Genomic DNA, 12,088 nt, shown 5'->3' on the forward strand with positions numbered 1-12,088 from the left:
TGGAAAGTTAAGGAGAACAAGCAATGAAAAATACACAAAATGACACCTCAGAATTAGATAAAGACGCAGCAGCAAAAGTCCTTGCAAGCATTCAATCCACGCAGCAAGAAACCATTCAACATAGCCGCCCACCGGGGTGGCTATGCGCCATCACAGGTTTAAGCTATGGAGCGATTATCGCAGGGTACGGCCTGATGCGTCATGAAAATCAATGGGCATTAATGATGATCATCGGCGGAGCCGTATTTGCGCTTTCTGTCGTAATTTACTTATACCGCTGCCATTTATTAGGCATAAAACCTGCCATACTGCCACGCTCCAACGCCAGTAAAAAACTCAATATTTATACCGCACTATTTTTTGCAGTAATGGTCGTTGTAAGCCGAGAGCTTACCCTATTTACCGAGTTGAATTTTATTCCTTGGGTATGTGGCCTAATGTGTGGTGGTGTGCTTGTTTGGTTACAACGAATGTATCCGACGGGCGAAGTGGTCAATGTGGAGCGTCCCAATGAGTGAGCTAGATCCCATTATCCATGCACCAAACCGCTTACAGATTTGTGCCATGCTTGCCACCAGCGCTGAGCTTGACTTTAAACTGATTAAATTGCAGCTAGATGTCAGTGACTCCGTGTTATCAAAGCAACTGAAAGTATTAGAAGAGGCAGAATATATTGTTACGTCAAAACGAAGTAATCAAGGTCGGCCTTGTACATGGATATCTCTCACTGAATATGGCAGAGCGGCATTTAATACTCATGTAGCAGCATTAAAAAAGATCATCGCGTAATTTCCATGAAAAGCACTGAGTCATGCTCAGTGCTAAATTAATATAAATTATAAGTACCTATAAATTAATATTTTTATTAAATTCATTTTCTTCAAATGCACCACTGCCAAAAAAGACTTACCTGCTATGCTTAGGGTTCAGTAGTTGATTAGAGAGCCAACGTTTGATGTTGTTTCGTTGTATTACTTGGATATTGTTGTTTGCTAGTCTCAATGCCTTCGCAGCATCATTCACCGAAGCTGAATTTGAAGAGATAAGAGCAGAAATACGTAGTGCATCTTCTCAATCCCCCCTAGAAGCGATATCTACCACCGAGTACTTCCTGTTTAAATTCGATAAACAACTCAGTACCAGACAGAAAATCCGTTTGTTATATGGTAAGGCTTGGTTTCAAATTCAAACCGATGACATGCACAGTGCGATATCGACACTGTCACAATGTAAAAAAATGAGCATAGAAGTTTCAGATCCAACCATTTTATACAGTTATTACAGCCTTACAGCAGGCGCATTAACGCGTATGGGACTATATGAAAGAGCCCTTGAAAACTACTTGGAAAGCTACAAACTTGCAGCCTTAATGGATACAGAGCTATTTCTGCGACAAACTGAAAACAATATCGGTAATGTGTATTTAAAATTAAACCGCTTCGAAGATGCTCAATCTTATTTTCAGCGCTTTTATCAGGATGCAAAACAAAGAGGCCTCCTCCAGCAAATGGCGGTCGGCTTGAACAACCTCGGGGAAGCGCATTTTGGGTTAGGCGAATATCAAACTGCACTGGCATTTCATAAGCAAAGTCTCAATATTAGAGAACAAAACAAGTTTACGTATCACAGTTCTTGGTCTCATCATAACCTAGGCAAAACCTACACCGCACTTAGTGAACTTGAGCTTGCAAAACAACATTTAGGGCGCGCAATCACCATACGTAAAAACAGTAATGCCATTGCTGATAGTATAGGGCCGACCATCGACCTGCTAAGGATCAAACTTTTGCAAAAGGATTACCAAGATACAGACACTCAATTAAATCACATTATCCAACTAAGCGATGAACATACTAGGCTCAAAGAGAAATCGGACGCCTATCAATTACTCGTAGAATATTATGAAAAAATCAATGATTTGCAAAGTGCACTCGACACATCAGTGTTACTTATGCAAAGCAAAATTCAGTTTTTGAAAGGCCAAGCAGATATAGGCGTTGCTTTTCACGCAGCTCAATTGAACTTAGCCATCAAGGAACGCGATATTGCAAAGCTAACCCAAGAGAACACCTTGCATAGAATCAACTCTCAAGCAGCTAAGGAGCAGTTGATTATCATGCTTATTGCCATGCTTATTGTTGGGCTTTTAACTTGGTTTTTTGTGCGCCGTATAAAAGCCAAAAATATCGCTTTGACTGATACACTCAGCAACCTAAAGTCTACTCAAAAACAACTTCTCGAAGCTGAAAAAATGTCTGCCATGACCACCTTAGTCTCTGGGATGGCTCATCAACTCAACACCCCCTTAGGGCTCGTTGTTACTTCAGCGTCATGTCTTGAGGAAAAACTTAAAGAAATCAGAAAACTACTGTCAAATCAAACCCTAAGTGCAACGCAATTGAAAATATTTTTAGAAGAAGCATCTGAAATGCTGGCGCTCACTGCGAATAATTCAGGTCGAGCCGCTGATATGATAGCTCGATTTAAACTCATCGCCGCTAATTTAGACGCTAGCGAAGCATCTCATTTCGAAGTTCTGAGTTTCTTGACTCAAAGATATACACTCATCTCACAAAGCGTTGAGCAAGACATAGATCTCTCTATTACTGGAGACTCGGTAAGTATTTACTCTCACCCAGAAACCTTAATAAAGGTCATTGCTCAGCTCGTCAACAACTCTTGTGCTCATGGTTTTGCACAGCAATCATCTAAACACATTGATATTGAGGTCAAAAATGATGGTAATTATGTACTAATTACATATCAAGACAATGGCGTCGGTATTTCTGAGGACATTCAAAAGCACATGTTTGATCCCTTTTATACAAGCCAGCTCGGTGAGGGAAATTTAGGGTTGGGTCTGAATATCGCTTATAACTCAGTTGTCCATGTTTTAAATGGTGAAATCAGCTATGAACATCAAGAAAATGGCGCTAAATTTATTTTAAAAGTACCAAAAAAACCGAGTGACGTAGAGATAACGCCTAATTTGAACTGGGAAATTTAAAATTACTTAGATGAAATAGGTGAGAATGCAAGATAGTATGTACCAAAAGGAGCTGCTACATAAATTGAAAAGGTGCCAAAAGCCCTACTCATAAGTAAGGCGATTCGAATACTGACAGCTATCTAGTGATAACTCTAAGTTTACTTTAAAAGGCTAGAAACCAGAAATACTAATAAACTGTGCACCATGGCAAGTATCATTATCATAATTATAGATTCTCACTGTCGCCTTGCTCATCGCTGCTGATAATGCAATTGAGAAAGCCTGATCATACGAAGATGAAGACGGCGCAGCGTTCGCATAAAACTCAATTTGACCGTTTGCACATGGTCCAGTGCCACCTGATACTTTCACATAAAAATTATCTTTATTCGCCCCGGTGTTCGCAACCTCAGTTATTTTAGCCCCTCTGACTAATTCACCCGAAACAGCGTTAAATGACAAAGCAATAGAGATGGCTAACAAAAATTTTTCACGTTAATTCATCCTTAACATTATAAAGTTGATAAAATTTAGAGAAGTATAATTTCAAAAATTAAAAACCTAAAGCTGCATTAGTAAAAAATTAAAACTAAGTTAATTTAAGTTAAAATTCCAAAATCAAATACCACAAAGCCAATCATATGGCAACACCAATAGGATTTAAAACGCTGAAAATATGATTTTTATGACAAATTAATAATATGAATCTTGAAGACCAACAAAGTCTATTTCACAGCTATTCTCACTTTGTGAAAAAATTCGTACTTTTTTATTTGCCATCTGAGCTGCCAATATCACACTTAGCATATGACTGACCGATGCTTCAGACTTTTTACTGTATGTAATAATACCAAATGCTCTTTCTTGCTCTTTACACCCGGGAGTCCCCAATGTTGCTCCCTGCTCAAAATATACTTTGATCGACTTATTATCATTGAAGCTATAAACTTTAGTGCCAGTTACTTTACCAAAAGCTATATCTCCTGCAAAACTAGTTGAAGAAAGCATAATAGCACCCATGAGCATAATATTTTTTAACATACACATCCTTTAATAGGTTAAATTTTATAAAAAAGATAACGCATTTTAATAAACAAGACCGCATAATAACACCCTTAACCGTTAAAAATTATTAAATATTTACTACCTATTATTCTAAATCCAAACCTCCCCTTCCATTGATTAAGCGCATTATCCTAATTACTTCAAGCAAGAGAAACCTAGATTTAAACTCCATTAAAAAACACAAATAAAAATATTTTATTTGTGAAATTTACACAACCAAAAAGTAAAAAATCACATTAAAGCACCTTGATAGCAGTCTCAACACCTACATTATATATAAGATAAACATGCTCTCTTAGAGCCTGTTCTTATGAGATTCACACTTTTCTATGCTGCAGCCACGTTTTTTGGTAATAAGCGTTTATAGTATCAATGCGTCTTGATAGCTTTGGATATGGATTTATAATAGATAAAAATAATTAGGTTATGTATTAAAATCACTACATCTGCATGGCGAATATGATTAAATTTATCAAAAATATATTTCAGCTTGTCAGTTCCCTTATAATTTATAAACCTCAATCTTTATAACCCCCTCACTGATAGTGATTTATAACCGGTATTTATTTGCAAACTTTTTATGGTTTGAAGAAGATGTATTAATTGATAGGATCAACTCTCGCTAAAAAACCTGAGACTCTTATTGGCTTCGCCACAGATGCCAATAGGTCTGCTTGGTTCATGATTAACCGTGGCGAAAAGTCTCTCAACCTATCACTATTTCCAGTGGAAACAATAATGACTTCATGAAAAAATTAATAGCAAAGGTAATATTAGTTTGCATTGTCAAAAAATAACTAGGGAGCTGAATAGTTATAGGAAGCAGATCATATAAAATTCTAGCCTATAATTATACTTCCTGTTGAAATAGCTCACTCTCGTTAGTAGAGCTCACTCATACCATTTGAATGCTCACACAAGTTAAGATAAGACACACCATCACCACTTCTCCTTTAAATTGTCGGCCCCTAATCTAATTCACATAATTAGGTTCCTTTCCTGTATGTAAATAGGAGATAAAACACTATTCACTCACAACAGTGAGCTTTTTATTGTAGAAAACCAAACTACTTATAACGTTATTAATACTAAACGTCACGAAATCACCTTACTTAATAAGATTGAAGTCAGTGGATTGTTTACCTATCAGGAGCAGCTCTATATCACCACATCGACTAATGACCTTTGGCGGTATCACCCTAGGTTAGAGCAGTTAACCCTCCTCGAAAACTTAGATAGCAAAATTGATAATATCAGTGATATCAACGTACCTGACAAAACAGTTTATTTTTCTAAATTTGTGACCATGAAGAAAAAACTCATACAGCTCGATTGCGAATAAAGTTGCGGAGCTTACTGCGAATTTAAAGTCATATAAAAGCGTAGATTAGTCAAAGCGAAGTCGTTTCAATGACAGACCTTAACTTGTTAGTGGGATCTTCGCTAACAAGTTGCCTGGTAAACGTATTGTCCCACACGCTATCTGTATATCCGTGATTGGCGTTTTTCCCGTTAATACAGGCTGTCATTAACGTCAATAGCGTACATATCTTCAGTAGATGAAAAGTTGGTATCTAATGAGGTGAAAAAAGCAAAGGCAGCCATAGCTGCCTTTGGGCTATAAATTTAGATAGGACGCAGCAGCTTCAGACGAATAGCCGCAAAGAATGCCAATGCAAAAATGACTATGGCACTTATCAAAATTTGCCAAATATTCATTTCTTTATTGAGTGGCTTAGCCTCAAACAAAGGGAAGTTTTCAACATCTGTTTTAGTGACTGGTTTATCAAAAAACATAAAGTCATAAAAGAAATGACGGATCTGTTGATGATATTCAACCACCTGCAAACGATAGTCAGCTTGATCAGCACTGCTGGTATTTGCCAGCTGATTTAATTTAAGCTGAAAGAATAAAGCCGGAGACAGTGCACTCAAAGTTTGTAACGTTTGCTGACGTGCTTGATTATTGTCGCGATACGCTTGCCATAACTGAGCTACCTCTACATCACTCAAATGTTGCTGAGCATAATACCATTTCCAGTCAAATGCCTCGCCCAGAGGTGCAGTATCTTGCCAATTGGGCTCGTGTTGTAAAAACGTGTCTAAGGTTTGTTGCTTATCTTTATCCCAACCATCATTGAGCGTAACTCGCTGTGTTAAGCTAATTTCAAGCGGCGCATCTGTTTGATATTGATTGGATAGGTATAAATGGACAGTACTTGGTATCAACATAGCTAAAACAACCCAACTGCTTAAATAGGCTAAGCTGTTAAACACACTGCTCTTACCAAAACTCATAATCAATGCTGCAATGGCAAACCAAAATATCATGTATAAAGTACTTGCAAGCAACACCGTCCAAAATACCCCGTCAAATGGCAACGACAACAACATTGCTGCACTGACGAGTAGTAAAACAACCAGCAACCAAATCACCGAAAAACGTAATAAAAGCTGCTTGGCAACCTGACTAAACGCACTTTTGGGCAGTGCATTTAACATACGCCAACGTCCTGCATGCTGCTCATCAGAGATCAAGGTGACAGTGAGGATCCCTATCACCAAAGGTAATAAGTACACCAAGACAAAACCCAGATCTAAGCCTCCGGTACGCTGCTGTGCAGGGTTCACTATTTCTCGATTAAAAATCTGACTTTGCAATGCAGTTGCACGCACCTTAGTGGCGACCATAGAAGAATGGCTTTCACCCACAAATAATGCAGCCCAAGGGCTTAACTTCCACTCAGTCGGCGCACTGGCATAATATGCCAATGACCCAGGCGCTGGCAGTGTTTCCCTTTTATTGACGTGTTCTCGCTCTTTTTGAAATACTATTTTTGATTTGTATTGGTCGATACGCAGCGTTTTATACCCTTGAGCGCCTTGGTAAATCGCAAATACACCAGCTATCACAAAAAGTAACAACACCAGTTTATTAATCGCCCCTGAGAACAGTCGCTTACACTCAAGCTTAAACAGTAGCATAAACTCTCCTTTGCATACCTTTAGAGTTTAAAGAACCAAACATGACAGCAACCACCAGCAGCGGTAGCAACCAAGCCAATGAAAATGGACTTAATGACCAACCAAGTACTGGAGATTGATAAGTAAATGCCTCAAACTCCTGCCAGTATGATTTATCGATGCGCTGATCTCTGTCGTTATGATGATCTATTTCTTCTGTATGCAATTTATTGAGCTTTTGAATACGTGCATAGCGATGTGCTTCAGCTTGCTGTTCAAAATCTAAAAAGTGCCTCGTGTCTGTGCGTGTCAGTGCCATTGAAAAATCGCGGACAAACAAATACGGGTTTAGCCAATAAAATTGGCTCACAAAACGCTGCTGCGCCGAAAACTGTTCAAGCTGCTTTTCATAATGCTTTTTATAAATCTCGGCATTAAGCTTTTCGCCCTCTTGCATCACCAACCCTTTATAGTTGACTGGCAGCTCTTCTACCGTGTTTACGCCATACTTTTTCAGTGTATCTTCACGGAATTTATTAAAATAAGGATCATTAGGGTTATGACTGTCTCCGACTTTGCGATTATCCAGTTTAATTGCCAGTTCAAAGTCATTACGCTTTTGATGAGGGTATTGATTATGAGCAAATTCAGCCAGCATACGTGGCATCAAGATAGTCAATATAAACCAAATCGAAGTCAACAACACCAAGGCTTGCTTTGGGGCTTTTACTAAGCTAGATACAAACAAGGTTAAGCCGATCCAGAAGAGACAATAAAGCACGTAAACCGTAAATAATAACAAGAGCCTCAATGGCGCTTCAGATGAAAATGCAGCGCCTGTACTTGCCGCCAATACCAGCGCTAAGACAAATACAGGTAAAATAAAGACCACAGACAATAATAAATAACTTAGGCTTTTGCCCGTGATCAAATCTCTAAATGATACTCCCATGGACATCAACTGACGTAAAGTACCGCTTTTTTGCTCTCCACTGATGCTGGCAAAACCCAGCGCAATAATGAGCAATGGCCAAATCGTCAGTAAGATGTTTGCACTGCTTAGTTCAGAGAATCGCAGTAAAGTACCACCGTCTTGATCATTGGCAAAATTGGCACTGTTTTGCTTATGTGCCTCAAGAAAAATACTGTTACCAACCCAAGAGTTCACACCTAGGTCAAAAAAGCTCAACGCGCTGGGCGTACGAAATGCAAAATGGCCAAAGTGTGCCACTCGGTGTGGGTGTCGATCCGGTTGCGCTTCCCATTGCGCTTCGACAAGTGCCTGTGCTTTGGCCTGCGTTTGCGCATTATGTTGATATTGCTGCCAACCAGTAAATAAGGCGATTGCAAGCAATAATTGGATCATGATGAAGACCAACCACAAGCTAGGGCTTTTACGCTTACTGGCTAATTCGTGGCGAAATATCTTCATTACTTTTTGATTAATCATGTAATTATATTTCCTGTATAAACACAGTCGTTTTTAACCTACTATCACGACAACTACTTAGCTTGCCTCACGGATCACGCTTTTTCCTGAGATCAACTCATGGTAAGTATTTTCAAGCGCGTTGAGTGGTAGTTGCTGATTATCAAGTAAAGTTAATAATTTACCTTTGTCCATGATCCCGATTTTATCTGCCAAAGTGTGAGCACAATAAAAGTCATGTGTTACCATTAAAATCGCAGCACCTTTTTGCGCAAGTTGCTCGATAATACGAATAAACTCTAAAGTCGCACTGGGATCAAGACCCGAAGTAGGCTCATCCAGCAAGAGCACCTTGGCTTGACGAATAATCGCAAACGCAATGCCGACTTTTTGTCGCATACCTTTAGAGTAGTTCTTTAAAGATTGAGTCCGTGCACTTGGCTCTAGGCCGGTTTCGTCTAATGCCGCATTGATTTGCGCTTCTGTGACTGATAAATCTGACAAGCTCGCTAAATACTTCAAGTTATCAATGGCATTGAATTCTTGGTATAAGTTCACTTGTTCAGGTAAATATACAAGCTTTTCTTTTGAGCCCGCGCTGTTGTGTACATCAATACCGTCAATGAAAGCCTGTCCGCTATCTGGCTGTAAAAAATTAAGAAAAATATTCAGAGTAGTACTTTTACCTGCACCATTTGCTCCCAAAAGGCACATGATTTGGCCAGCTTCAACTTTAAAGCTTAGGTCATTGATAACCTGTTTATCTGAAAAGGACTTTTTTAAATTTATGGCTTCTAACACAAAACACTCCTTATACTAAAAAATTCCGCTAGCGAGCATGTCTATTTGTATCTAATCCTCAGATACCACACGCATCGCTTAAGCGGAACTTAAAATAGGTAACTTTAACAATATTGCTTAGTTATAACATAACACTTGTTGATTAAATAGAAACATTTATCATTTAACCCAATGGAACTAGGAAACTAGCAGTCCCAGTAAATGCTCCGCCTTCAACATGAATTTGTGCATTTTTGTAGTACATAAGATCTTTTGATAACTGCTTTTTGCAGTGTTTCGGGAAAAAGCCTTCAAAACGTACTTCTTCAGTGGTATTAATTGTTCGCTTAAATTTAATGTCTAAATCTCGTAAATACACTTCGCCCGCTTTTTCAGTAAGCTGGTTATCCCAGCAACCGTAAATGATCCCAAGCTGCGAAATCCAAATCATCGCGCTTTGCGCACTGAAATGAAACTGCCCGTCTCCTGGCATTTGAAAATGCTCAACGTTAATTCTGCCATCGATATAACCGGGCTCCAAAGATACTGAACTAAACGACATACGCTCTTCACGCCAACCATTCTCTAAATAGTCAGACATATACGCACGCTGTTGTTGTGGGGTGAGGTGAATCATTTGATGTTCCTTACTTAATGGGTAGAAGGGCTGGTTGATTGACTTTCGTCTACTTGAGTCGATGAAGTGCTTAATGCCCAATTTAATAGCGCCGTGATCAGGCCAATTAAAATTAAGCAATACCATGCTAAGTGTTCGCTGATATTTGATAGGTCAAATGCAACACCAACAACACTACTACCTGCTATCAAACCAACCCCAGCAAATAGATAGAAAAAGCCATAATGAGTGGCAACTGATTTGTCTTTTGCCAATTCAGAGATCTGACTCATGATGAACGGAAAACTCACCATGGTACCGACTGTAAATACGACGGCCAGTAAGCTCAGCGGTAAGTAATACAGTACACCTTGCTCATAGGGCCAATGAGGTATAAGCGTTACAAAAGACAATCCCATCAGTGCAATACCAATACTTATCCATTTAGTGGGCGATAACCAACGCTCACATAACTTGGTGACAGGAAATTGTAAAAATATAGAGATCAAAGCACACAAGGTTAACACCCATGCTACTTCTTTCGCCGTTCCCTGCTGTTCAACAATATGCATCGGAATAGCAAAGGAGATCTGATTGATCAACATAAAATATCCTGCCATCACCGCCGAAAACTTTAAAAATGCACGATTACTCAATACCCCAGCCACCATGGCTTTAACACCACCACCTTGAGCGGTTGCGGATGATTTTGCATCACTGCCTGATTTTTCTTTTTGCTGATGTTCAGGGATCAAAACGGTGAATACCAGCGCAAATAATGCAAATGGTAGCGCTGAAATAATACATAAAATATCAAAGCTAATACTCAATAAGAGTACACCACAAACAGGACCGAGCAGTTCTCCTCCATTGCGTGCAACACCAACTAAAGAAAACATTTGCGCTCGGCTTAGCACATTCTGTTTTGAAAAATAAGCTTGCGCCGCGGGTGTAAACAGCGCACCAGCAAACCCAGTTAAGAATGCAGCGAGAAACAACAATGCCGTTATGTCAGAGAACAAAAACAGACAAAAGCCTACTGAACGCAACAAGCAGCCAATAACAATCAGTTTTTTCTCACCAAACAAATCGGCAAGCAAGCCACCAACAAGAAATAACCCTTGTTGACAAAATGAACGTACACCCAATACCACACCAACTAAGGTTGCGCTCAATAACAGGTCTTGTTTTAAGTAACCCGCTAAAAACGGGATCAACATATAAAAGCCAAGGTTAAAGACAAATGCAGCAATCAGCATCCACCGATATTCTGCCGTTAACTTAAAGTAAGAAGTAAAAATTGACATAGTTTTTATTGAGGCTTATGCGCTATTAAAATCGAGTGGAAATTATCCGCGTATGTTTGAATTTTTAACTTAAGTTGAAAAGGTGCCAATCCTTGCTCATCAATACTTGGGTAAAGTAGTGTTCGCAAATTATATGCTGTGCGAACCACTAATAGCGCACCAGGCTTCATCTTTGAAAATAAGTGGCTGATAATTTTTTCTTTCAGTGTTTCATCACCAACTAGGGCGGCAAGCCAAATTACATCGTATTGCGCTAAGTTATCTTGCGCACAAATATCATTGTGAATGAACATCATCTGATGGTCTGGACAAAGCGCGTCACACACCTGCTGACCAAGTGACAAATCAGGGCCATTGATGTCAAGGTTATCAACCTGTAGCCCATCTTTGTGTAATGCCAAAGTGGTCAATGGTAATGCGCCAGAGCCCACCATCAATACTTTGTTGACCGGCGACTCTGCCAATGAATGAATGGCATTAACCTCCATACCCGTGGCACGTTGGTAATGTTTGTAATATGGATATTCTTCGCTCAAAGTGTGCTTGGCATCATCGCTGTCGACAATACGCTGTGCCCAATGTCGCTCATATAAGCTAGATGCTTGGCTGAACAGCTGTTGGATCCCAGGCTTAATCGCTTGGATCTCCGGCTGGGCTAACACATTATTCGCAAACTCACTGCCATGCTCGTTCGACAGCAAGTCTAAAAACTGGTGGAAAGTTGCCATATTGTCTGGCGTGATTTCAAGTGCAGACATTGACTTGATATGTTGAAACCCATCCACAATTTGCGTTGCGTGAATGAGTGCCTGATTCGAAATATTCATAACTAAGAATTTACTATATTGTCCCTGTTTTATGTTATAACATATCGTACAAGTAACCTTGATGTAAACCAATTGCGTTGAATAATTTTATTAAGCTTAGTAACTTAGGCA

At 39.3% G+C, this 12,088-nt stretch carries 12 protein-coding genes; 4 read left to right on the forward strand and 8 right to left on the reverse strand.

Features of this window, described 5'->3' with window-relative positions:
* Positions 1–23 precede the first annotated feature (23 nt).
* The 3 genes from N473_RS00530 (at position 24) to N473_RS00540 (ending at position 3,007) form a co-directional block, all read left to right on the forward strand.
* Positions 24–518: a hypothetical protein gene (locus N473_RS00530; protein ID WP_063366274.1), complete on the forward strand. Its 495-nt coding sequence runs from the start codon at positions 24–26 to the stop codon at positions 516–518.
* Positions 511–789 (forward strand): transcriptional regulator, encoded by a 279-nt coding sequence (locus N473_RS00535; protein WP_063366275.1) that lies wholly within the window; start codon positions 511–513, stop codon positions 787–789. Before N473_RS00530 ends, N473_RS00535 begins: the two co-directional genes overlap by 8 nt.
* A 166-nt stretch (positions 790–955) precedes the next feature.
* Positions 956–3,007 carry a tetratricopeptide repeat-containing sensor histidine kinase gene (locus tag N473_RS00540; protein ID WP_063366276.1) on the forward strand — a complete coding sequence of 684 codons (2,052 nt, stop codon included), beginning with the start codon at positions 956–958 and terminating at the stop codon, positions 3,005–3,007.
* Between the two features lie 153 nt (positions 3,008–3,160).
* Here N473_RS00540 and N473_RS00545 read toward each other — a convergent pair whose 3' ends face one another.
* Together N473_RS00545 and N473_RS00550 are read right to left on the reverse strand one after the other, a co-directional pair.
* Entirely contained in the window at positions 3,161–3,472 is a 312-nt protein-coding gene (locus N473_RS00545) for a DUF5992 family protein (protein WP_063366277.1), read from the reverse strand.
* A 210-nt stretch (positions 3,473–3,682) separates the two neighbouring features.
* A complete protein-coding gene (locus N473_RS00550) occupies positions 3,683–4,030 on the reverse strand; it encodes a hypothetical protein (protein ID WP_063366278.1) in 348 nt (115 codons plus the stop codon).
* Positions 4,031–5,189: 1,159 nt separating this feature from the next.
* On the opposite strand from N473_RS00550, the gene N473_RS26070 reads away from it, so the two are divergent.
* Complete coding sequence (locus N473_RS26070) at positions 5,190–5,396, forward strand: hypothetical protein (protein ID WP_155735489.1); 207 nt, start codon at positions 5,190–5,192, stop codon at positions 5,394–5,396.
* Between the two features lie 284 nt (positions 5,397–5,680).
* On the opposite strand, the gene N473_RS00555 is transcribed toward N473_RS26070, so the two are convergent.
* The 6 genes from N473_RS00555 to N473_RS00580 all read right to left on the reverse strand — a co-directional run bounded on the left by N473_RS00555 (position 5,681) and on the right by N473_RS00580 (position 11,977).
* A complete protein-coding gene (locus N473_RS00555) occupies positions 5,681–7,039 on the reverse strand; it encodes a DUF3526 domain-containing protein (RefSeq protein ID WP_063366279.1) in 1,359 nt (452 codons plus the stop codon).
* Complete coding sequence (locus N473_RS00560) at positions 7,026–8,468, reverse strand: ABC transporter permease (protein ID WP_063366280.1); 1,443 nt, start codon at positions 8,466–8,468, stop codon at positions 7,026–7,028. The genes N473_RS00555 and N473_RS00560 overlap by 14 nt, the downstream gene beginning before the upstream one ends.
* A 57-nt stretch (positions 8,469–8,525) precedes the next feature.
* Entirely contained in the window at positions 8,526–9,248 is a 723-nt protein-coding gene (locus tag N473_RS00565; RefSeq protein WP_063366281.1) for an ABC transporter ATP-binding protein, read from the reverse strand.
* 163 nt (positions 9,249–9,411) lie between these two features.
* Positions 9,412–9,864: a hypothetical protein gene (locus N473_RS00570; RefSeq protein WP_039609289.1), complete on the reverse strand. Its 453-nt coding sequence runs from the start codon at positions 9,862–9,864 to the stop codon at positions 9,412–9,414.
* Positions 9,865–9,878: 14 nt separating this feature from the next.
* Complete coding sequence (locus tag N473_RS00575; RefSeq protein WP_063366282.1) at positions 9,879–11,150, reverse strand: MDR family MFS transporter; 1,272 nt, start codon at positions 11,148–11,150, stop codon at positions 9,879–9,881.
* A 5-nt stretch (positions 11,151–11,155) separates the two neighbouring features.
* The gene (locus N473_RS00580; RefSeq protein ID WP_063366283.1) at positions 11,156–11,977 is read right to left on the reverse strand and encodes a nicotianamine synthase family protein; all 822 of its coding nucleotides are present in this window, start codon (positions 11,975–11,977) and stop codon (positions 11,156–11,158) included.
* Between the last annotated feature and the right edge of the window lie 111 nt (positions 11,978–12,088).

Source organism: Pseudoalteromonas luteoviolacea CPMOR-1, assembly GCF_001625685.1.
Lineage (GTDB): Bacteria > Pseudomonadota > Gammaproteobacteria > Enterobacterales > Alteromonadaceae > Pseudoalteromonas > Pseudoalteromonas luteoviolacea_K.

Excerpts from the sequence above, each read along its gene's own strand:
- N473_RS00530 (WP_063366274.1), top strand. The coding sequence starts at position 24 with ATGAAAAATACACAAAATGACACCTCAGAATTAGATAAAGACGCAGCA.
- N473_RS00535 (WP_063366275.1), top strand. The coding sequence starts at position 511 with ATGAGTGAGCTAGATCCCATTATCCATGCACCAAACCGCTTACAGATT.
- N473_RS00540 (WP_063366276.1), top strand. The coding sequence starts at position 956 with ATGTTGTTTCGTTGTATTACTTGGATATTGTTGTTTGCTAGTCTCAAT.
- N473_RS00550 (WP_063366278.1), bottom strand. The coding sequence starts at position 4,030 with ATGTTAAAAAATATTATGCTCATGGGTGCTATTATGCTTTCTTCAACT.
- N473_RS00555 (WP_063366279.1), bottom strand. The coding sequence starts at position 7,039 with ATGCTACTGTTTAAGCTTGAGTGTAAGCGACTGTTCTCAGGGGCGATT.
- N473_RS00560 (WP_063366280.1), bottom strand. The coding sequence starts at position 8,468 with ATGATTAATCAAAAAGTAATGAAGATATTTCGCCACGAATTAGCCAGT.
- N473_RS00570 (WP_039609289.1), bottom strand. The coding sequence starts at position 9,864 with ATGATTCACCTCACCCCACAACAACAGCGTGCGTATATGTCTGACTAT.
- N473_RS00575 (WP_063366282.1), bottom strand. The coding sequence starts at position 11,150 with ATGTCAATTTTTACTTCTTACTTTAAGTTAACGGCAGAATATCGGTGG.
- N473_RS00580 (WP_063366283.1), bottom strand. The coding sequence starts at position 11,977 with ATGAATATTTCGAATCAGGCACTCATTCACGCAACGCAAATTGTGGAT.